We start from the raw sequence: 21197 nt of genomic DNA on the forward strand, positions 1-21197 counted from the left end.
GGCCGTTTTAGGGCGGCCCTGGCTAGGCGTGCGGCCGCAGCCAGTACAAGTAGCACGGCAAGGGCGCACAACGACGCCAGGGCCGTCCTAGAACGGCCTCCTAGCCGTCGTTGCGGTCGCGGAATATCCGGATGACGTCCGGGTTGCGGCGCAGCCCGCGCATCACGTTGGCCAGGTGCAGGCGGTTCTGCACCTGGATGATGAACTGCATATAGGTGGCTTCCTGGTGGCCGGCGTCCTGCTGCTCCATGGCCACGTGCGCGACGTTGGCGTCGGCGGCGGTCAGGTCGGCAGCCACGCGCGCAACGATGCCCTTGACGTTGCGCACCATCACCTTGATCGACACGTCGAAGGCGCGCGTGGTCTTCTTGGCCCACATCACGTCGATCCAGTGCTCCGGATCCTTGCTGTGCAGGCGCTTGGCGATCTTGCAGTCCTGCACGTGGATCTGCAGCCCTTCGCCCTTGCCCAGGTAGCCAACGATGGAGTCGCCCGGGATCGGGCGGCAGCACGCCGAGAAGATCATCGACATGCCTTCGTCGCCGGTGATCGGCACCGCGGGCGCTTCTTCGCCGGCAAAGGTCTGCACCGCCGCCAGCAGCGCGCTGTCGACATCGCCGGACAGCTCCTGGAGCAGGATCTCCATGCGCTTGGCCACCACCGCCGGCACGCGCCGGCCCAGTGCCAGGTCGGCAAAGATGTCTTCGCGCTGCTTGTTGCCGGTCCACTGCACCATGCGGTCCCACACCGACTGCGGCACCGCCTTGAGCTCGAAGCCGAGCTGGCGCGCCGACTGTTCCAGCAGGCGCTCGCCGAGCTGGATGGCTTCGTCGAGCTTGGTGGTCTTCAGGTAGTGGCGGATCGCCGCGCGCGCCTTGCCGGTGCGCACGAACGACAGCCACGCCGGATTGGGCTTGGAGTACGGCGCCGTCACCACCTCGACGATATCGCCGCTCTTGAGCTCGGTGCGCAGCGGCAACATCTCGTTGTTGATCTTGACCGCGACGCACTGGTTGCCCAGGTCGCTGTGCACCGCGTAGGCAAAGTCCAGCGCGGTGGCGCCGCGCGGCAGCGCGCGGATATGGCCCTTGGGCGTGAACACGTAGACCGCATCCGGGAACAGGTCGATCTTGACGTGCTCGAGGAATTCCTGCGAATCGCCGGTCTGGCTCTGGATATCGAGCAGCGACTGCAGCCACTGGTGCGCCTGCTGCTGGATATCGTTGGCGTGATCGGCCTGGTGCTTGTACATCCAGTGCGCGGCCACGCCGGCCTCGGCGATCTGGTGCATGTCGCGCGTGCGGATCTGGAACTCCACCGGCGTGCCGAACGGACCCACCAGCGTGGTGTGCAGCGACTGGTAGCCGTTGATCTTGGGGATGGCGATGTAGTCCTTGAACTTGCCGGGCATGGGCTTGTACAGCCCGTGCAGCGCGCCCATCGCCATGTAGCAGTGCATCTGCGTTTCCACCACCACGCGGAAACCATATACGTCCAGCACCTGCGAGAACGACAGCTGCTTGTCGTGCATCTTGCGGTAGATGCTGTAGAGCGTTTTCTCGCGCCCGGACAGTTCGGCCACGATGCCGGCGTCGGCCAGCCCCTTCTGCGCGGCTTCCAGGATACGCTTGACCACCTCGCGGCGGTTGCCGCGCGCGGCCTTGACGGCTTTTTCCAGCGTGGCGTAGCGGAACGGCGAGCCGACCTTGAAGGACAGCTCCTGCAGCTCGCGGTAGATCGTGTTGAGACCGAGACGGTGCGCGATCGGCGCATAGATCTCCATGGTCTCCAGCGCGATGCGGCGGCGCTTCTCCGGCGGGACGAAGTCGAGCGTGCGCATGTTGTGCGTACGGTCGGCCAGCTTCACCAGGATCACGCGCACGTCGCGCGCCATCGCCAGCAGCATCTTGCGGAAGCTCTCCGCCTGCGCCTGCTCGCGGCTCTGGAATTCGAGCTTGTCCAATTTGGTCAGGCCATCGACCAGTTCGGCGACCTTGGGGCCGAATTTCTCGACCAGCTCGCTCTTGGTGATGCCCTGGTCTTCCATCACGTCGTGCAGCAGCGCCGCCATGATGGACTGCACATCCAGCTTCCAGTCCGCGCACAGCTCGGCCACCGCCACCGGATGGGTGATGTAGGGCTCACCGCTCTGGCGGTACTGGCCCAGGTGGGCTTCGTCGGAAAACTGGAAGGCCTCGCGCACGCGCGCCAGGTCGGGCGCCTTCAGGTACGCGAGTTTCTCCATCAGCCGGGTGATGGAGATGACCTGCTGGCGCGGCGGCACCGCCGGCTGCGAGGTCGGGCCGAAGAAGTGCCGGTATGACTGCGCCAGCACTGCGTCGATAAACAGGCTGTCAGCCGCCGGCGCCACATCCTGCATCGCGGCCAGCTCGTCCTGCAGCGCCGCGCCCCTGGACTTGCCCGGCGCCAGCGCGGGCGCGACGGCACGCTCGCCGACGACATCGTCGCCGAGCGGATCGGGAAGATTGGGAGCGCCGGTGCGCGCGTTCACGGAGGGCTGGCCCGGAATGGTGCGCTTAGGCGCCGTAGGCGGGGCCGCATCGCCAAGCGCCGGCGCCACGGCAGTCGGCGACGGCTGGGAGGGAGGCTTGGAGGGCGAATGCGGCGAAGGCATGGCGGCGGCCCCTGGAATCCGGCTGGATACGTGCTGGCACGATGCGAGGATAAGCCATGGGCCGCCTGACCAATCAGGTCGGGACCTTCTTCAGCATCTCGATGCCGACCTGGCCCGACGCGATCTCGCGCAGTGCCACCACGGTCGGCTTGTCCTTTGCTTCGACTTTGGGCGTGTGGCCCTGCACCAGCTGACGGGCACGATACGTGGCCGCCAGCGCGAGCTCGAAGCGATTCGGAATGTGTTTCAGACAATCTTCGACGGTAATACGCGCCATATCAAATCCACCTTGGGACAAAACCTTACGTTGGGTTGCTATTTTACAGCACGCGGCGGAAAACGCCGGCGGCGCCCCGCGCGGCTGTCATCGGCAGGCATCGGCTCAGTGGATGCCCAGCTCGATAAACAGCTCCGTATGCCGTGCTTTCTGCGAGGAAAACCGCAGCCGCGTGGCGCTGATCACGTTGCGCAACTGCTCCAGAGCATCGTCGAAGACCTCATTGATGATGACGTAGTCCGACTCCGAGGCGTGGGCCATTTCACTGCCCGCCGCCAGCAGCCGGCGCACGATCACATTGGGCTCGTCCTGGCCGCGTTTTTTCAGGCGCTCTTCCAGAGCCGTCAGCGACGGCGGCAGGATGAAGATCTCGACCGCGTTGGAAAAGCGCTGGTGCACCTGCTGCGCGCCCTGCCAGTCGATTTCCAGCAGCACGTCGTTGCCCTGCGCCATCTGCTGCTCGATCCACACGCGCGAGGTCGCGTAGTAGTTGCCGTGGACCTCGGCCCATTCCAGGAAGTCGCCGCGGTCGCGCGCGGCGCGGAACGCGTCGACCGTGACGAAGTGGTACTCGCGCCCGTCCTGCTCGCCCGGGCGCGGGGCGCGTGTGGTGTGCGAGATCGACAGGCGGATGGCCGGGTCCTGCGACAGCAACTTGTTGACCAGCGTCGACTTGCCGGCTCCTGACGGCGCCACCACCATGAAGAGGTTGCCGGGGTAGACGGTATCGATGGCAGTGTGTGGCGCGGATTGAGGCGTTGGGCTCATGATGATTCTTTGGTGATTCCTGGGGCTGTCTTTATTCGAGATTCTGGACCTGTTCGCGCATCTGCTCGATCAGCAGCTTGAGCTCCATCGAGGCATCGGCCAGTTCCTTGGCGGCGGCCTTGGAGCCAAGCGTGTTGGCCTCGCGGTTGAGCTCCTGCATCATGAAGTCCAGGCGCTTGCCGGCCTGGCCGCCCTTCTTCAGGATATGCCGGGTCTCGTTCAGGTGCGCCTGCAGCCGCGACAGCTCTTCGGCGATGTCGATGCGGATGCCGTAGACGGTGGCTTCCTGGCGGATGCGCTCGGCGATCTCGTCGCGGCTCATCGACGGCATGCCGGTGGGCGCGGCCAGGTTGAAGGCTTCCTGCAGGCGCTCGGTCAGCTTTTCCTGGTGGTGCGCGATCAACTGCGGGATGGTCGGCGTCAGGCGCTCGACGATCGCCAGCATGGCGTCGATGCGCTCCATCAGCGTCGCCTTGAGCGCGTCGCCTTCGCGGCGGCGGGCTTCCAGCAGCTGGTCCAGCGCCTCGCGCGCGGCGCCCAGCACCGCCTCGCGCAGTGCCTCCTGCGACAGTTCCGGCTCGACCAGCACGCCCGGCCAGCGCAGGATCTCGCCCATGCGCAGGGTGCCGGCGCTGGCGAAGGTGGCGGCGACGGTGGTTTCCAGCGCGCGGATCTGCGCCAGCAGCCCCTCATTGAGGGCCAGGGTGGCGCCGCCGGTGTCGGTGCGCTGCAGGTTGATGCGGCACTCCAGCTTGCCGCGCGACAGCTCTGCCATCAGCATCTCACGCAGGGCCGGCTCGAACGCGCGGCACTCTTCCGGGGCCCGGAACAACAGGTCGAGGAAACGCGAATTGACAGTGCGGAATTCCACCGAAACGGACGCGGAGCGCCCGCTGGGCTCGCCTTGCGCGTTGGTCAATGGCGCCTGGCGCGTCGCCAGGCCATAGCCTGTCATGCTGTGGATCATTGGATGTTCTCGTGAATGGCGGCGGCCCCGGGCTGCTGGCGACCGGCGGGTCCCGCCTCGAGCGCCCCGTACGGGATTCCGGGGAGCTCTCAATACGTTGAAAGGAGGGCAACAATGCCCTTATTTGTGTTCTTTACAAGTGACCGATTAGCCCGGACAATCCGGAGGCAAATCAGGTCCCTATTCCCATGACAGAGCCAAAGGGCACGACACAACCGAAGAGTGCACCGCTGCCCGTCGGCACGCTGTTGTCCAACTATCGTATTGTAAAGAAGTTGGCCAGCGGGGGGTTCAGTTTCGTCTACCTGGCCACCGACGATACCGGCGCACCGGTTGCCATCAAGGAATACCTGCCGGCGTCGCTGGCGCGGCGCAACCCGGGCGAACTGATCCCCGTGGTGCCCGAGGAAAACGCCGCCGCGTTCCGGCTGGGCCTGAAGTACTTCTTTGAAGAGGGCCGCTCGCTGGCCCGCATCTCCCATCCCAGCGTGGTGCGCGTGGTGAATTTCTTCCGCGAGAACTCCACCGTCTACATGGTGATGAACTACGAGCTCGGCAAGACGCTGCAGGAGCACGTGCTGGCCGCCCGGCAGCAAGGCGGCCCCAAGGTGCTGCGCGAGCATTTCATGCGCAAGGTCTTCCACGACCTGATGAGCGGCCTGCGCGAGGTCCATATCCACAAGCTGCTGCACCTGGACATCAAGCCCGGCAACATCTACCTGCGCGAGGACGAATCCCCGATCCTGCTGGATTTTGGCGCCGCGCGGCAGACCCTGACGATGGAAGCGGCCCGCTTCCAGCCGATGTACACCCCCGGCTTTGCCGCGCCCGAGCTCTATGGCAAGCATTCCGACCTGGGCCCGTGGACCGATGTCTACAGCCTGGGCGCCACGCTCTATGCCTGCATGGCCGGCATGCCGCCGCAGGAAGCCAACCAGCGCGAAAAGGAAGACCGCATGGGCGATGCCCTGGCGCGGCTGCGCAGCAGCTACACCAACGGGCTGGTGGACCTGGTCGAATGGTGCCTGCGGCTGACGCCGGCCGAGCGCCCGCAGAGCGTGTTCCGGCTGCAGAAGGAGTTGCGCGAGCAGACCAACGCCCTCGGCGAACAGGCGCTGGCGCCGCAGACGCAAGCCCCGGCCCTGGCGCCGGCGGAGCGGCCCGCGGCGACATCGCGCTTCCTGACCCTGCTGCGCCGGCGTGACGAACCCGTCCCCGGCGCGAGCGTCGACTGAATCACAAATCTGGCGCCCCGCTTGCGGCCAGTCCACTGAATTCCCTGAAAGCCAACATGCGATTCTCTGTCTACCAGGAAAGCAGGAAAGGCGGCCGCCGCGTCAACCAGGACCGCATGGGCTATTGCTTCACGCGCGACGCGCTGCTGATGGTGCTGGCCGACGGCCTGGGCGGCCATGCGCACGGCGAGGTCGCCGCGCAGCAGGCGCTGCAGACGCTGGCGCGCCAGTTCCAGGTGCAGGCGCGGCCCACGGTGCGCAACCCGGCCGAGTTCCTGCAGGACACCATCATGCTGGCCCACCGCGAGATCCACCGCTATGCCGAGGCCAACCAGATGGCGGACGTGCCGCGCACCACGGTGGTCTGCTGCCTTGTGCAGCAGGGCCAGATCTACTGGGCCCATGCCGGCGACTCGCGCTATTACCTGCTGCGCAAGGGCCGGCTGCTGACGCGCACGCGCGACCACTCCAAGATCGAGAACCTGCTGCAGCAGGAACGCGTGCTGCCGATGCATGTGGCCAACCACCCGGAGCGCAACAAGCTCTACAACTGCCTGGGCTCGCCCAACCTGCCGCTGATCGACCTGGGCGGCCCGGTGCGGCTGGAGCCGGGCGACGTGGCCCTGCTCTGCTCCGACGGCCTGTGGGGCGCGCTCGAAGAGCCCGCGCTGGTGGACAAGCTGTCGCGCCTGTCGGTGGTGCAGGCGGTGCCGGCGCTGATCGAGCAGGCGCTGCAGAACGCCGGCGAAGGTGCCGACAACACCACCGGCATCGCCATGATGTGGGAACTGGACAGCAATGCGGCGGGGCAGGATTCGGTCATGACCGACACCCTGCCGCTGAACGCCTTCACCACCTCGATCCTGGAGCGCACCGGCACTGACAGCGACCTGCTGTCCGAAGAGGAGATCGAGCGCTCGATCGCAGAGATCCGCGCCGCCATCGACAAGACCAGCAACCTGATGCGGTAATGCCCTCCCCGCGTGCGATGCGGCGCTCAAGGGCTGGCGGCGTTAGAATCGCGGTCTCTCCCCGATTCGGACAAACCATCCCATGCGACCCAGCGGCCGCGCAGCCGATGCGCTGCGTTCCATCAGCCTTACCCGCCACTACACCCGCCACGCCGAAGGCTCTGTCCTGTGTGCCTTTGGCGACACCAAGGTGCTTTGCACCGCCAGCGTGCTGGCCAAGGTGCCGCCGCACAAGAAGGGCAGCGGCGAAGGCTGGGTCACGGCCGAATACGGCATGCTGCCGCGCGCCACGCATACCCGCTCTGACCGCGAGGCCGCGCGCGGCAAGCAGACCGGCCGCACCCAGGAAATCCAGCGCCTGATCGGCCGCGCCATGCGCTCGGTGTTCGACCTGGCGGCGCTGGGCGAATACACCGTCCACCTGGACTGCGACGTGCTGCAGGCCGACGGCGGCACCCGCACCGCGGCCGTTACGGGCGCCTTTGTCGCCGCCCATGACGCGGTTTCGACCATGCTGCGCGACGGCCTGATCGCCGCCAGCCCGATCCGCGACCATGTTGCCGCGGTCTCGGTCGGCATGGTCGACGGCGTGCCGGTGCTGGACCTGGACTACGCCGAGGACAGCAGCTGCGACACCGACATGAACGTGGTCATGACCGGCAGCGGCGGCTTTGTCGAGGTGCAGGGCACCGCCGAAGGCGCACCGTTCAGCCGCGCCGACCTGGACGCCATGACGCGCCTGGCCGAAGCCGGCATCGCCCGCCTGGTGCAGCACCAGCGCGAAGCGCTCGGCCTGGCCTGAGCAGCGGGACCCGCGATGCAACGCCTGGTACTGGCTTCCAACAACGCCGGCAAGCTGCGCGAATTCGGCGCGCTGCTGGCCCCGCTCGGCTTTGACGTGGTGCCCCAGGGCGAACTGGGCATTCCCGAGGCCGAAGAGCCCTTTGCCACCTTCGTCGAGAACGCGCTGGCCAAGGCCCGCCATGCCAGCCGGCTGGCCGGGCTGCCCGCGCTGGCCGACGATTCCGGCATCTGCGTGCAGGCGCTGGACGGCGCGCCCGGCGTCTATTCCGCGCGCTATGCGCAGATGGCCGGGCAGGCCAGGTCGGATGCCGCCAACAATGCGCACCTGGTCTCGCAACTGGCCGGCAAGCTGAACCGCCACGCGCACTACTACTGCGTGCTGGTGTTCGTGCGCCATGCCGAAGACCCCTGCCCGATCATTGCCGAAGGCCTCTGGCACGGCGAGGTCGTCGACGCGCCGCGCGGCGCGGGCGGCTTTGGCTACGACCCGCACTTCCTGCTGCCGCACCTGGGCAAGACCGCCGCCGAGCTATCGCCCGAAGAGAAGAACACGGTCAGCCACCGGGCCCAGGCGCTGCGCGCGCTGGTGGCACGGCTGCAGGCCGATGCCGCGCAAAGCGCCACCCGATGATCCCGATCGTACCGGTCTCCGCGTCCGTGCCCGTGGACAGCAAGCAGCTCTGGCTCAAGCCCGGGCAGATCAGCCTGCCCGGCTCGCCGCCGCTGTCGCTGTACGTGCATATCCCGTGGTGCGTGCGCAAGTGCCCGTATTGCGATTTCAACTCGCACGCCGCACCCGCCGACAACCACGAGATCCCGGAAGACATCTACCTGGACGCGCTGCGCGCGGACCTGGAGCAGTCGCTGCCGCTGGTGTGGGGCCGGCCGGTGCATACGGTCTTTATCGGCGGCGGCACGCCCAGCCTGCTGTCGGCGGCAGGCATGGACCGGCTGCTGTCGGATATCCGCGCGCTGCTGCCGCTGGATGCCGACGCCGAGATCACGATGGAGGCCAACCCCGGCACCTTCGAGGCCGACAAGTTCGCCAGCTACCGCGCCAGCGGCATCAACCGGCTGTCGATCGGCATCCAGAGCTTCAACGACCGGCACCTCCAGGCGCTCGGGCGCATCCACGGCGGTGCCGAAGCGCGCAAGGCGATCGACATCGCCCAGGCCAGCTTCGACAACATCAACCTGGACCTGATGTACGCCCTGCCCGGCCAGACGCTGGATGAATGCCGGCAGGATGTGGAAGCCGCGCTGTCGTACGGCACCACGCACCTGTCGCTGTACCACCTGACGCTGGAGCCCAACACCCTCTTCGCCAAATTCCCGCCGGCGCTGCCGGACGACGACAGCGCGTACGAGATGCAGGACTGGATCGAAGCGCGCACCGCTCAGGCCGGCTACCGGCACTACGAAACCTCTGCGTACGCAAAGCCGCATCGCGAGGCGCGCCACAACCTGAACTACTGGCGCTTCGGCGACTACCTCGGCATCGGCGCCGGCGCGCACGGCAAGCTGTCGTTCCCGCATCGGATACTGCGCCAGATGCGGCACAAGCATCCGGCCACCTACATGGAGCGGGCGCTGGCCGGCAATGCCGTGCAGGAAGCGCGCGATGTCGGCGCCGACGAGCTGCCGTTCGAGTTCATGCTCAACGCGCTGCGCCTGACCGACGGCGTGCCGGCATCGAGCTTCCACGACTACACCGGGCTGCCGCTGCATACCATCAGCAAGCAGCTGGCCGAGGCGGAAAAGAAGGGGCTGCTGGAAGCGGACCTGACCACCATCCGCGCCACCGAGCTGGGCCGGCGCTTCCTCAACGACCTGCAGGAGATGTTCCTGAAGGACTGAGCGCGAGCGCACGCCGGTAGCAAAAAAAGGCCACGCGATGCGTGGCCTTTTACATGCTGGCAAACGTCAGGCTGGCATGTCAGTACGGCGTTGCCATGTCATTGGCCACGCGTGCGCGCATGCCCACCTGCAGGTTGCCCAGGCTCGACTGGGTCACCGTGGCGATGCGGCCATCATCCAGGCGCACGTTGACGCGGTACGCGGTCTGGGTGTTGCTGCCCGCGCGCTTCTCGATCTGGTTGCCGGCCACGGCGCCGACCACGGCACCGCCGATGGTCGCCGCGGTCTGCCCGCGTCCGCCGCCGATCTGGTGGCCCAGCAGGCCGCCGGCCGCACCGCCGATCACGGTGCCGAGCAGGCCCGAGCTGCCTTGCGTACTGGTGATCGGTTCAATCGATTCCACGCGGCCGTAGTACACCGCGCCGGCCGGGGCCTGCGAGGTGTTGGGAGTCTGGTACCCCGGAGGCGGGGCGTTGTAGCCGGTGTTGTAGCCGCTGTCATACGGAGCGGCACAACCGGCCAGCACGGCCGCTGCAGCCACCGGAACGATCAGCCATTTCTTGCTATGGATTCGCATTTTGAGTTCTCCTCTGTTGCCAGGCGAAAGCCGGGGATGCGGCACACACCGCGCCATCCGGCACGACAATATGAGCGATGCCGGCGTGTGAAGGTTCCGTAATGTCAGACAGACGCCGACATCCGCGGCAGCGGATGTGGCAGGAAGTTTACGCGCGCTTGCGTGCCGCAACACAAGACCACCATCGATCCACGCGAGCCTTGTATAATGCGCGGCCTGACCGTCAGGTCTGCAGGCGGCAGCGCGCCGGGCCCATGCCCTTTCGCGCTACAATGCCCGCACTTCCAGGAAGCGTGGCCGAGTGGTTTAAGGCAGCAGTCTTGAAAACTGCCGATGGGGTGACCCATCCGTGAGTTCGAATCTCACCGCTTCCGCCAGACAAGAGAAACGGCCCGCACCAGTAACTGGTGCGGGCCGTTTTTCATTAGAGATCGCCGTGCAGGTCTTGCGTCAGCAGACGGTACGCCTCGGCTTCTGAAATCCTGAGCCGGTACTTGCACGCCAGCACGCGCGCCAGGCCATGCGCCGCGCCCGGCGGGCTGTGCCGCAGTTGTTCGCGGTAGGCCTCCACTTCATAGCGCAGGCGCCAGCGCCGGCTGGCCAGGTAGAGCACGCCCATCAGGCCCCAGCTGCGCCAGAACTGGCGCACATGCACCTTCTCATGCTCGATCAGCGCCTGGCTGGCGCCGGGGCGCAGCAGGATCAGCGGACCGGGCGTGAAGCCGTCAAACCCGCGCGGTATCAGCCAGCGGGTTTCGACGACCAGGCACAAGGGCGAGCGGCAATAGCGGAGCATGCACCTAGCATAGCGCGGATGCCGCCGCCCTGCCGCTGGCTCAGGCCGCCGCCCGCGGCGGCGCGGAAGCGGAGGCGGCCAGCACCCCGGCCTGCCCGCGCGAACGTCCCGAGCTCAGGTACCCTGCGATCGATTCCTGCGTGACCTCGCCCAGGTAGGCGCCGTCCGCGCCCATCACCGGCAGCCAACTCGTGTTGTGCTGGTACATGCGCGACAGCACGATGCGCAGGTGCTCGTCGAAGGCCGCGGTGACGGCGAACGGGCGCATCACGTCGCTGCACTGCCCCTTGCCGGATCGCGCATCGCGGCGCGTGACGTAGCCCAGCGCGACCTGGGCGTCGTCCACCACCGGCAGGTGGCGCACGTCGGCATCGTCCATCACGCCCAGCGCTTCGGCCAGCGGCATGTCGGGGCGGCAGCTCGGCGGCATGGTGGCGGCGTCGCCGGCGCGCACCAGCAGCAGTCGCTTGAGGGTGTTGTCATGGCCGACGAAGGCCTGCACGAACTCATCGGCCGGATGCGCCAGCAGCGCGTCGGGATGGTCGAACTGCACCAGCTTGCCGCGGCGGAACACCGCCACCTTGTCGGCCAGCTTGATCGCTTCGTCGATATCGTGCGAGACCATGATCACGGTCTTGCCGAGCTGGCGCTGCATCTGCAGGAATTCGTTCTGGATGCTCTCGCGGTTGATCGGGTCGACCGCGCCGAAGGGCTCGTCCATCAGCAGCAGCGGCGCGTCGGCCGCCAGCGCGCGGATCACGCCGATGCGCTGCTGCTGCCCGCCGGAGAGCTCGCGCGGATAGCGCGTCAGCAGCCGGTTGGGATCGAGCTGCACCATCGCCATCAGCTCGCGCGCGCGCTCGCGGCATTGCTTCTTGTCCCAGCCGAGCAGGCGCGGCACCACCATGATGTTCTCTTCGATGGTCATGTTGGGGAACAGGCCGATCTGCTGAATTACGTAGCCGATCTTGCGGCGCAGGGTCACGCCGTCAAGGCCGCGCGTATCCTCGCCCTCGATGCGCACCGTGCCCGAGGTCGGCTCGATCAGCCGGTTGATCATCTTCAGCGTGGTGGTCTTGCCGCAGCCCGAGGGGCCGAGGAAGACGCAGATCTCGCCGCGCGGCACCGTCAGCGACACGGTGTCGACGGCGCGCGTTTCGGTGCCGTCTTTCTGCGGGAAGGACTTGGTGAGTTGGTCGAGTTCGATCATATGCGGATTCCCTTTGGCGTCAGTGCCCGCTGCAACCACTGCAGGAAGGCGTCCGCCACGATGGCGAGCAGGCTGACCAGGACCGCGCCCACGGCCAGCTTGCTCATGTTGCTCTGGCTGATCGCCTGCAGGATCAGCACCCCAAGGCCACCCGCGCCGATGATGGCGGCAATGGTGGCAACCCCGATATTCATCACCACGGCGGTACGCACGCCGCCGAGGATCACCGGCACCGCCAGCGGCAGGTCCACCAGCCGCATGCGTTGCCAGGCGGTCATGCCGATGCCGCGCCCCGCTTCCTGGATGCCGGGGTCGACATTGGCCAGCGCGGTGTAGGTGTTGCGCATGATCGGCAGCAGCGAGTACAGGAACACCGCCGTCACCGCGGGCACGTAGCCGAGCGCATGGCCGAAGCGCGCGAAGATCGGGATCATCAGCCCGAACAGCGCGATCGACGGCAGCGTCAGCACGATCGTCGCCAGCGCCAGCAGCGGCGTGGCTAGCGCGCGGAAGCGCGTGATCACGATGCCCATTGGCACCCCGATCAGGATCGCCAGCCCCACTGCCGAGCCCACCAGCGCCAGGTGCTCGCCGGTCATTTTCAGCAGCGTGGGCCAGCTGTGCTGCAGGTAAGAGAACAAGTCCATGCGGCCTCCCTCAGATCAGTCCGTGGCTGCGCAGGAAGTCCTCCGCGACCTTGTCCACCGGCTGCTGGCCGATGTCCACCTTGTAGTTCATGTCGGTCATGCTCTCGTTGTCGAGCTTGGCAGCGAGTGCATTGAGCAGGCCGGCCAGTTCCGGATGCTTGTCGAGCACCGGCTTGCGCACCACCGGCACCGCGTTGTACGGCGGGAAGAAGTGCAGGTCGTCTTCCAGCAGCACCAGGTCGAAGCCCTTGACGCGGCCGTCGGTCGCATAGACCAGGCCCAGCTCCACCTGGTTGTTCTTCAGTGCGGTGTAGACCAGGCCCGGGTCGAGCTGGATCACGTCGCGGCGCGAGAACGGCAGCTTGTACAGCGCCTTGAGCGGCTCCAGGCCGTCCGGGCGCGCAGCGAATTCCATGTCGACCGCGAACGGGTGGCTGGCGTCGGAGCCGGCGCGGCGCATCTGCTCGGCAAAGCCCGACAGCGTGGTCACGCCGCTGGCCGCGCGTTCCTTTGGCATCGCCAGCGCATAGGTGTTGTTGATGTTCGAGGCATCGAGCCACACCAGCCCGCGCGCGCCGTCCATCTGCTTGACGCGCTCGTAGCTTTCCCTGGCGCCGAGTTTTTCCTGGACCTTGTTGAACACGATCAGCGCGGTGCCGGTGTAGTCCCACACCACGTCGAGCTGGTTGCTCTCCATCGCCTGGCGCATCAGCGTGCTGCCCAGGCCGGCGGTCAGTTCGGTGGTGAGGCCCTTGGCGCGCAGGTATTTCGAAGTCATCGACGACAGCAGCAGCTGCTCGGTGAAGTTCTTGCCGCCCACGCGGATCGGCGTGGCCTCTGCACGCGCTTCAGGCGCAGTGGCCAGCGCCAGCCCCGCCGCAAAAGCGGTGACGGCAGCCACCACCAGGGCGACGCGCCGGGCACGGCGGCGGATGAATTGCATCTGGTTTTCCATTTCGGTCCCCATGTTCAGCGCGCCAGCCCGCGCCGGCGCAGGTACAGCTGGCCGGCGGCGGCAAAGAGCGCGTCCAGGGCCAGCGCCAGCAGCGCCGTGGCGGCCGCGCCCAGCAGCAGCAGCGGCTGGTTGTTCAGGTAGATGCCCGGGAAGATCAGCTCGCCCAGGCTGTTGGCACCGATCAGGAAGGACAGCGGCACCGTGCCCACGTTGATGACCAGGGCGATGCGGATGCCGGCCAGCATCACCGGCAGCGCGTTGGGCAATTCCACGCGCACCAGGCGCTGCACCGGCGTCATGCCGATGCCACGCGCCGCTTCCAGCAGCGTGGGCGAGACATTGCGCAGGCCTTCGTAGGTGTTGCGCACGATCGGCAGCAGCGAGGCCAGCCACAGCGCCAGGATGGCGGGCCGCTCGCCGATGCCGAGCACGGCCAGGGCCAGCGCCAGCACCGCCAGCGACGGCACGGTATTGCCCACGTTGAAAACCTGCATCAGGCGGTCGGCCCAGCGGCGCATGCACGGGCGGCTCAGCGCGATGCCGGCCGGGATGCCGGTGGCCAGCGCCAGCGTCATGGACAGCACCACCAGGCGCAGGTGGTCGGCCACGTCGTAGAGCAGGCGCTCCTGGTACTGGCGAATCACATCGACGCCGATCCATGCCACCAGTGCAGCCAGCGCGGCCAGCGTCAGTCCTGCCCAGGCGAAGGCCCGTGCCGATTGCTTTGACATACTCTCCCCTTTTCCGAAACCGAAAAGCGCGCAGCACGCCACTTCCCGGCGATGGAAAACAATATGGGCTGGTGCGTGCGGAGATAGGGCGCCACCAGTCCCGGTTCAGATTGCATTGCCGCCATGACCGGCACGATTGCCGGCGGACGGTCTGTGGATTCCTCCGCCGTGGGCGGGAAGTCCGATTGACGGGATGCCGGGTTGGATTGGCAGTCCCTGAAGCGGCGCAACCGGCGACGCAAAGTTGTTGCGATCGGTTGGCCAGTGGCAGCGCAAATATTGAAGTTTTCCGACGCGCCGCCGGTCCATCGGCCGTTGACTGGCAAGGGCTGGCGAGGTTTTGACACCCCGCATCTCACCTCAACGGATGACAAAGAGAGCGCTATTATAGCGATCTTCATCGATCCTGTCATCTTCCCGCATTTTTCCGGCCTTCCTGCGCCGATCTTGCGCGAATTGGCGGCAGTGGGACGGCATGTTCGGCCGTGCATTAGCCGGCACACGGCGACCTCCCGGATCGTTCTGAATTCGAAAGAACCTGGACTAACAGTCGGTACGCCAGCAGAACAATCTGTTGCCCGGCGACCCTCTACTCTTTCCGCGCCAAAACACTAAATTGACGAGGTAGCTGAAACGACGGGGAAACCAGCCCGGCCATTGCCGCGCGGAACCCGCCTACAGGAGAAAGACATGGACACCCTTGCCACCACCTTCGCCACCGTTCCCGCCGCCGCCGCCGAAACCGTGCAACGCTCGCGCGCCGTGGACCGCGTGGTGCGGGGCATTGCCACCTCGGACGGCGCCGGCGTCAAGCTGACCCGCGTGCTGACGCAGAACCTGCAGCGCCGGCTGGACCCGTTCCTGATGCTCGATGCCTTCGGCACCGACAGCAAGGACGACTACATCGGCGGCTTCCCCGATCACCCGCACCGCGGCTTCGAGACCATCACCTACATGCTGGCCGGGCGCATGCGCCATCGCGACAGCGCCGGCAACGAGGGGCTGCTGCAGAACGGCGGCGCGCAGTGGATGGTGGCAGGCGCAGGCGTGGTCCACTCGGAAATGCCCGAGCAGGAAGACGGCCGCATGGAAGGCTTCCAGCTATGGCTGAACCTGCCGGCCGCGGACAAGATGACCGCGCCGTGGTACCGCGACCTGCCCGCCGCCGAGATCCCGACGGTTGCGCTGGACAACGGCGCCACGGTGCGCGTGCTGGCGGGCGCCACGCACGGCGTGGCCGGCGCGATCACGCGCCCGGTGACCGAGCCGGTCTACCTGGACGTGCACCTGCCGGCCGGCCAGACCTTTGCGCAGGCGCTGCCGGCCGGGCACAACGCGTTCGTCTACGTGTACCGGGGCGAGGTTTCGATCGGCAGCGGCGACGACCGCGCCGTGATCGAGGCCCAGCGCATGGGCGTGCTGGACAACGCCGGCCAGTCTGACGGCGTCATCGTCAGGGCCGAGGCCGACGCGCGCTTCCTGCTGATCGCGGGCCAGCCGCTGAACGAGCCGATCGCGCAGTACGGGCCGTTCGTGATGAACACGCAGGAGCAGATCTACCAGACCCTGGCGGATTTCCGCGACGGGCGCTTCGCCACCAGCGCCGCCACCACCGGCGCCTGAGCCCTGCCGGCGAGCGGCCGCCCTGGCCGCCCGCCGCTGCTCCAGTCCAGCCGCTGGCTCCGCAAGGAGCCGGCGGCTTTTTTTTCGTGCTGTGGCCGGCACGCGACTTGCAACCACCCCCAAACCGTTGCAGGGACTGGAATGACGCCGGAATCGGCCCGCCCGGTGTCCTGTCACTTATATAATCCATCACCAATATCGGGCATCACCAAACCATGATGAATGCTGCAATGCGTCGCGGCGATGCTGCGCCACGCACTGCCGCGCTGTTGACTCATCCCACGTTGCTGCCATCACAACAACCCGAGCCGCCTCAGTGACATCACAACTCCCTCCCAGGCTGGCGCTGGCCCATATCAGCAAGCGCTACCCGGGCGTCGTCGCCAATGACGACGTCAGCCTCAGCGTCACCCCCGGCGAGATCCATGCCGTGCTGGGTGAAAACGGCGCAGGCAAATCCACCCTGATGAAGATTATCTTTGGCGCGGTCCGTCCGGATGCCGGCGAGATGCACTTCAACGGGGCGCCGGTCACCATCAACAGTCCGCACGACGCCCGCAACCTGGGCATCGCCATGGTGTTCCAGCATTTCTCGCTGTTCGACACGCTGACCGTGACCGAGAACATCGCACTCGGCCTGCCCGCCGGACAGCAAGGCAACATGAAGCAGCTGGCCGAGCGCATCCGCGCCACCGCCGAGCGCTACGGGCTGCCGCTGGAGCCGAACCGCCATGTGCATACGCTGTCGGTCGGCGAGCGCCAGCGCGTGGAGATCGTGCGCGCGCTGCTGGCCAATCCGCAGTTGCTGATCCTGGACGAGCCCACCTCGGTGCTGACCCCGCAGGCAGTGGAAACGCTCTTCGTCACGCTGCGCCAGCTGGCCGCCGAAGGCACCAGCATCCTCTACATCAGCCACAAGCTCGACGAGATCCGCGCACTGTGCCATCAGGCCACCGTGATGCGCATGGGCAAGGTCACCGGCGTGTGCGATCCGCGCCAGGAAACCGCGGCCTCGCTGTCGCGGCTGATGATCGGCGGCGAGCCCCCGCGCGAGACGCGCGTGGCTGCCGAGCGCGGCCCGGTGCGGCTCAGCGTGCAGGGCCTGTCGCTGCCGCGCGCGCATGCCTTCGCGACCGAGTTGAGCAGGATCTCGCTGGATGTCCACGCCGGCGAGATCGTCGGCATTGCCGGCGTGTCCGGCAACGGGCAGCAGGAGCTGCTGGCCGCGCTGTCCGGTGAAGACACACGCGCAGACAACATGTCGGTGCAGCTCGGCGGCAAGCCAGTCGGCCGGCTCGATGCGCGCCAGCGCCGGCGCGCGGGCCTGGCCTTCGTGCCGGAAGAGCGCCTGGGCCGCGGCGCGGTGCCGGGCATGAGCCTGGCGACCAATATCCTGCTGTCGCACCAGACGCCACCCTATGTGAGGCAAGGCATGATTTCGCCCGGCGCGGCCGCCGGGCTGGCTTCGGCCGTGATCAGCCGCTTCCGCGTCAAGGCCAGCGGGCCGCACGCGCTGGCGCGCAGCCTGTCGGGCGGCAACCTGCAGAAATTCATTGTCGGCCGCGAGATCGAAAGCGGCCCTAAGGTACTGATCGTGGCGCAACCGACCTGGGGTGTGGACGTTGGCGCCGCGGCGCAGATCCACAACGAGATCCTGGCGCTGAAGGCCACCGGCTGCGCCATCCTGGTGGTGTCGGAAGAGCTCGACGAGCTGTTCGCGATCTGCGACCGGCTGCACGTGATCGCCAAGGGGCGCTTGTCGCCTTCGGTGCCGGCCGAGACCGCGACGCGCGAGCAAATCGGCCTGTGGATGAGCGGACTGTGGCAAGGCGGGCCCGCCCAGGCGCAATCCGGCGCGGAGGTGGCAAGCCATGGCTGATGTGCGACAACTGCTGCCCCGCTCCCCCCTCTCGCTGGCGCCGCGTGGCCTGCCCTCGCGCACCATGGCCTATGCCTCGCCGGTGGTCGCACTGGCGCTGACGCTCCTGTTCGGCGCGCTGCTGTTCCTGGTGCTCGGCAAGGACCCCGTGGCCGCGCTCAAGGTCTTCCTGGCCGATCCGCTGCGCGACCAGCGCGCCATCGGCGAGGTGCTGCTCAAGACCGTGCCGCTGGTGCTGTGCGCACTCGGCCTGTCGGTGTGCTACCGCGCCAACGTGTGGAATATCGGCGCCGACGGGCAGCTGATTGCCGGCGGCATCTGCGCCGGCGCCACCGTGCTTTACTTCGATGTGCCGGGCCAGGCCATGAACGGCACCGTGGTGCTGGTGCTGGCCTCACTCGCCGGCATGGTCGGCGGCATGCTGTGGGCCTCGCTCACGGCGGTGCTCAAGGACAGGTTCAACGCCAACGAGATCCTGGTCTCGCTGATGCTCACCTATATCGCGCAGCAGCTGCTGCTGTGGGTGGTCAACGGGCCGCTGAAGGATCCCAACGGCATGAACTTCCCGCAGTCGAAGGTGTTCTCGTCCGAGTACCTGCTGCCCAACCTGATGTCGGGCTCGCGCCTGCATGCCGGCTTTGCCGTGATGCTGGTGCTGGTGGCGGTGATGACCGTGTTCGTGTTCCGCAGCTTTGCCGGCTACCGCCTGCAGGTGGGCGGCACCGCGCCGGCGGCGGCGCGCTACGCGGGTTTCTCGGCGCGCAGCGCGCTGTGGAGCGCACTGCTGATCTCGGGCGCCACCGCGGGCCTGGCGGGCGCGTTCGAAGTGACCGGCCCGATCGGCCAGCTGCTGCCGTCGATCTCGCCGGGCTACGGCTTCACCGCCATCATCGTCGCCTTTATCGGCCGGCTGCATCCGGTCGGCACGGTCTTCGGCGGCATCATGATGTCGCTGTTCTATATCGGCGGCGAGATGGCGCAATCGCGCCTGGGCCTGCCGTCGGCCATTGGCTGGGTGTTCCAGGGCATGCTGCTGTTCTTCCTGCTGGCCTGCGACACGCTGATCGAAAACCGCCTGCGCTGGCGCGCCACCACGGCCTGAGCGGAGCTACAGAACAATATGGAACAACTCGCTCCCCTTATCGCCACCGCCATCAACGCCGGCACGCCGCTGCTGCTGGCCGCGCTGGGCCTGCTGATCAACGAGCGCTCGGGCGTGCTCAACCTCGGCGCCGAAGGCATGATGCTGGTCGCCGCGGTGGCCGGCTTCATGGTCGGCTACCAGACCCAGTCGCCGCTGCTCGGCTTTGCCGCCGGCGCGCTCGCCGGCATGCTGATGGCCACGCTGTTCTCGTGGCTGGCGCTGGTGCTGGCCACCAACCAGGTCGCCACCGGCCTGGCGCTGTCGATCTTCGGCACCGGCCTGTCGGCCTTCATGGGCCAGCGCTTTGTCGGCTTCGCCATGCCGGCGCAGGCCAAGGCCGTGCCCGGCCTGGCCGACCTGCCCTTCTTCGGGCCGGCCTTCTTCCAGCATCACTGGATGGTGTATTTCAGCCTGCTGCTGTGCTTTGCCATCATGTGGTTCCTGTTCCGCGCGCGCGCGGGGCTGACCTTGCGCGCGATCGGCGAAGCGCCGGAATCGGCGCACGCGCTGGGCTACCCGGTGCGCACCATCCGCTTTGGCGCGCTGCTGTTCGGCGGCGCCTGCTGCGGGCTTGCCGGCGCCTACCTGTCGCTGGTGTACACGCCGATGTGGGTCGAGAACCTGGTCGCCGGTCGCGGCTGGATCGCGCTGGCGCTGACCACCTTCGCCACCTGGCGCCCGGGCCGCGTGCTGGTGGGCGCGTGGCTGTTCGGCGGCGTGACCATCCTGCAGTTCTACCTGCAAGGGATCGGCGTGTCGGTGCCGTCGCAGTTCCTGTCGATGCTGCCGTACGCGGCCACCATCGTGGTGCTGGCGCTGATCTCGCGCAACCCGGCCTGGATCCGGCTGAACATGCCGGCCTCGCTGGGCAAGCCCTTCCGGCCCGGCAATGCCTGAGCCTCGAGTTTTTGACGGAAATCCCTGAGCTACCAACAATTCATCACAAGGAGAAATCATGATCGTCACGCGCAGGAAGACCCTGGCGGCCCTGGCCGCCACCGCCTTGCTGACCCTCGCGGGCTGCGGCAAGAAAGAGGCCGACAAGCCTGCCGAGACGGCGGGCGCGGCCTCCGCGCCCGCGGCCGAGCAGAAGGCCGAGCCGCTCAAGGTCGCCTTCGTCTATATCGGGCCGGTCGGCGATGCCGGCTGGACCTTCGCGCATGACAACGGCCGCAAGGCCGTGGAAGAGAAGTTCGGCGACAAGGTCAAGACCTCCTTCGTCGAGAACGTGCCCGAATCCGCGGCCGACGCCGAGCGCGTGTTCCGCGACCTGGCCAGCCAGGGCAACAAGCTGATCTTCGGCACCACCTTCGGCTACATGGAGTCGATGCTCAAGGTCGCCAAGGAATTCCCGGACGTAAAGTTCGAGCACGCCACCGGCTTCAAGACCGCCGAGAACCTGGCCCAGTACGACGTGCGCACTTATGAAGGCGCCTACCTGGCGGGCGTGGTCGCGGGCAAGATGAGCAAGACCGGCAAGATGGGCGTGGTGGCATCGGTGCCCATCCCCGAGGTGATCCGCAATATCGACTCGTTCACGCTGGGCGCGCGCAGCGTCAACCCCAAGGCCACGGTCAAGGTGGTGTGGGTCAACAAGTGGTTCGATCCGGGCAAGGAGCGCGAAGCCGCCACCACGCTGATCGGCCAGGGCGTCGACATGCTGATGCAGAACACCGACTCCGCCGCCGTGGTGCAGACCGCGCAGGAAAAGGGCGTGCACGCCTTCGGCTGGGACAGCGACATGAGCAAGTTCGGCGACAAGGCCCACCTGGCCGCGTCGGTGATCTCGTGGGGCGTCTACTACAACAAGGTGGTGGAAGACGTGCTGAACAAGCAGTGGAAGAACAGCACCACGTGGTGGGGCCTGAAGGAAGGCATGATCGACCTGAAGAGCTTCAACGCCGATGTGCCGGCTGACGTCAAGGCGCTGGTCGAAGAGCGCAAGAAGGGCATCGCCGACGGCAGCGCGCCGATCTGGAAGGGTCCGATCAAGGACAACACCGGCAAGGAACAGCTGGCCAAGGACCAGGTGGCCGACGACGGCTTCCTGCATGGCGTGAAGTTCTACGTCGAAGGCGTGGAAGGCAAGATCCCGGGCTGATTCGCCACGCAGCCCAGCCG

Annotated in this window: 20 protein-coding genes and 1 tRNA gene; 11 read left to right on the forward strand and 10 right to left on the reverse strand. The window is 67.1% G+C overall.

Annotated elements, in window-relative coordinates; genetic code table 11:
• Positions 1–100: 100 nt before the first annotated feature.
• The 4 genes from AC3WRR_RS16735 to AC3WRR_RS16750 all read right to left on the reverse strand — a co-directional run bounded on the left by AC3WRR_RS16735 (position 101) and on the right by AC3WRR_RS16750 (position 4647).
• Positions 101–2512: a RelA/SpoT family protein gene (locus AC3WRR_RS16735; protein WP_037024397.1), complete on the reverse strand. Its 2412-nt coding sequence runs from the start codon at positions 2510–2512 to the stop codon at positions 101–103.
• A 196-nt stretch (positions 2513–2708) separates the two neighbouring features.
• A complete protein-coding gene (gene rpoZ, locus AC3WRR_RS16740; RefSeq protein WP_006578656.1) occupies positions 2709–2912 on the reverse strand; it encodes a DNA-directed RNA polymerase subunit omega in 204 nt (67 codons plus the stop codon).
• Positions 2913–3017: 105 nt separating this feature from the next.
• A complete protein-coding gene (gene gmk / locus AC3WRR_RS16745) occupies positions 3018–3680 on the reverse strand; it encodes a guanylate kinase (protein ID WP_010809225.1) in 663 nt (220 codons plus the stop codon).
• Between the two features lie 31 nt (positions 3681–3711).
• Entirely contained in the window at positions 3712–4647 is a 936-nt protein-coding gene (locus AC3WRR_RS16750) for a YicC/YloC family endoribonuclease (protein WP_010809226.1), read from the reverse strand.
• A 188-nt stretch (positions 4648–4835) separates the two neighbouring features.
• On the opposite strand from AC3WRR_RS16750, the gene AC3WRR_RS16755 reads away from it, so the two are divergent.
• The 5 genes from AC3WRR_RS16755 (at position 4836) to hemW (ending at position 9514) form a co-directional block, all read left to right on the forward strand.
• On the forward strand, positions 4836–5882 hold the full coding sequence (locus AC3WRR_RS16755) for a serine/threonine protein kinase (RefSeq protein WP_011614808.1): 1047 nt from the start codon (positions 4836–4838) through the stop codon (positions 5880–5882).
• Between the two features lie 56 nt (positions 5883–5938).
• Complete coding sequence (locus AC3WRR_RS16760; RefSeq protein ID WP_011614807.1) at positions 5939–6853, forward strand: PP2C family protein-serine/threonine phosphatase; 915 nt, start codon at positions 5939–5941, stop codon at positions 6851–6853.
• Positions 6854–6935: 82 nt separating this feature from the next.
• Positions 6936–7655 (forward strand): ribonuclease PH, encoded by a 720-nt coding sequence (rph, locus tag AC3WRR_RS16765; protein WP_492297508.1) that lies wholly within the window; start codon positions 6936–6938, stop codon positions 7653–7655.
• Between the two features lie 15 nt (positions 7656–7670).
• Positions 7671–8288 (forward strand): RdgB/HAM1 family non-canonical purine NTP pyrophosphatase, encoded by a 618-nt coding sequence (rdgB, locus tag AC3WRR_RS16770; protein ID WP_010809230.1) that lies wholly within the window; start codon positions 7671–7673, stop codon positions 8286–8288.
• Positions 8285–9514 carry a radical SAM family heme chaperone HemW gene (gene hemW, locus AC3WRR_RS16775; RefSeq protein WP_010809231.1) on the forward strand — a complete coding sequence of 410 codons (1230 nt, stop codon included), beginning with the start codon at positions 8285–8287 and terminating at the stop codon, positions 9512–9514. The genes rdgB and hemW overlap by 4 nt, the downstream gene beginning before the upstream one ends.
• A 79-nt stretch (positions 9515–9593) precedes the next feature.
• Here hemW and AC3WRR_RS16780 read toward each other — a convergent pair whose 3' ends face one another.
• The gene (locus AC3WRR_RS16780) at positions 9594–10091 is read right to left on the reverse strand and encodes an outer membrane lipoprotein (protein WP_010809232.1); all 498 of its coding nucleotides are present in this window, start codon (positions 10089–10091) and stop codon (positions 9594–9596) included.
• 287 nt (positions 10092–10378) lie between these two features.
• Here AC3WRR_RS16780 and AC3WRR_RS16785 point away from each other — a divergent pair.
• Positions 10379–10468 (forward strand) — tRNA-Ser (locus AC3WRR_RS16785).
• Positions 10469–10515: 47 nt separating this feature from the next.
• Here the strand turns inward: AC3WRR_RS16785 and AC3WRR_RS16790 are convergent.
• Genes AC3WRR_RS16790 through AC3WRR_RS16810 form a run of 5 tightly spaced genes read right to left on the reverse strand, consistent with a single transcriptional unit; the run spans position 10516 to position 14430 of the window.
• Entirely contained in the window at positions 10516–10887 is a 372-nt protein-coding gene (locus tag AC3WRR_RS16790) for a hypothetical protein (RefSeq protein ID WP_010809233.1), read from the reverse strand.
• Positions 10888–10927: 40 nt separating this feature from the next.
• Positions 10928–12097: an osmoprotectant ABC transporter ATP-binding protein OsmV gene (locus AC3WRR_RS16795; protein WP_492297510.1), complete on the reverse strand. Its 1170-nt coding sequence runs from the start codon at positions 12095–12097 to the stop codon at positions 10928–10930.
• Positions 12094–12744: an ABC transporter permease gene (locus tag AC3WRR_RS16800; RefSeq protein WP_010809235.1), complete on the reverse strand. Its 651-nt coding sequence runs from the start codon at positions 12742–12744 to the stop codon at positions 12094–12096. Before AC3WRR_RS16800 ends, AC3WRR_RS16795 begins: the two co-directional genes overlap by 4 nt.
• Positions 12745–12754: 10 nt before the next feature.
• On the reverse strand, positions 12755–13687 hold the full coding sequence (locus AC3WRR_RS16805) for a glycine betaine ABC transporter substrate-binding protein (RefSeq protein ID WP_231881390.1): 933 nt from the start codon (positions 13685–13687) through the stop codon (positions 12755–12757).
• Positions 13688–13713: 26 nt separating this feature from the next.
• Complete coding sequence (locus AC3WRR_RS16810; protein WP_010809237.1) at positions 13714–14430, reverse strand: ABC transporter permease; 717 nt, start codon at positions 14428–14430, stop codon at positions 13714–13716.
• Positions 14431–15120: 690 nt separating this feature from the next.
• Here AC3WRR_RS16810 and AC3WRR_RS16815 point away from each other — a divergent pair.
• From AC3WRR_RS16815 to AC3WRR_RS16835, 5 genes are all read left to right on the forward strand, one after another.
• Positions 15121–16053, forward strand: coding sequence for a pirin family protein (locus AC3WRR_RS16815; RefSeq protein WP_010809238.1), 933 nt, complete (start codon positions 15121–15123; stop codon positions 16051–16053).
• Between the two features lie 316 nt (positions 16054–16369).
• Positions 16370–17932, forward strand: coding sequence for an ABC transporter ATP-binding protein (locus AC3WRR_RS16820; RefSeq protein ID WP_492297512.1), 1563 nt, complete (start codon positions 16370–16372; stop codon positions 17930–17932).
• On the forward strand, positions 17925–19034 hold the full coding sequence (locus tag AC3WRR_RS16825; RefSeq protein WP_010809240.1) for an ABC transporter permease: 1110 nt from the start codon (positions 17925–17927) through the stop codon (positions 19032–19034). The genes AC3WRR_RS16820 and AC3WRR_RS16825 overlap by 8 nt, the downstream gene beginning before the upstream one ends.
• A gap of 18 nt (positions 19035–19052) precedes the next feature.
• Positions 19053–19973 carry an ABC transporter permease gene (locus AC3WRR_RS16830; RefSeq protein WP_492297514.1) on the forward strand — a complete coding sequence of 307 codons (921 nt, stop codon included), beginning with the start codon at positions 19053–19055 and terminating at the stop codon, positions 19971–19973.
• A 58-nt stretch (positions 19974–20031) separates the two neighbouring features.
• The gene (locus AC3WRR_RS16835; protein WP_010809242.1) at positions 20032–21177 is read left to right on the forward strand and encodes a BMP family ABC transporter substrate-binding protein; all 1146 of its coding nucleotides are present in this window, start codon (positions 20032–20034) and stop codon (positions 21175–21177) included.
• The last annotated feature ends 20 nt before the right edge of the window (positions 21178–21197 follow it).

This window comes from Cupriavidus sp. FW305-3-2-15-C-LB2, assembly GCF_058787575.1.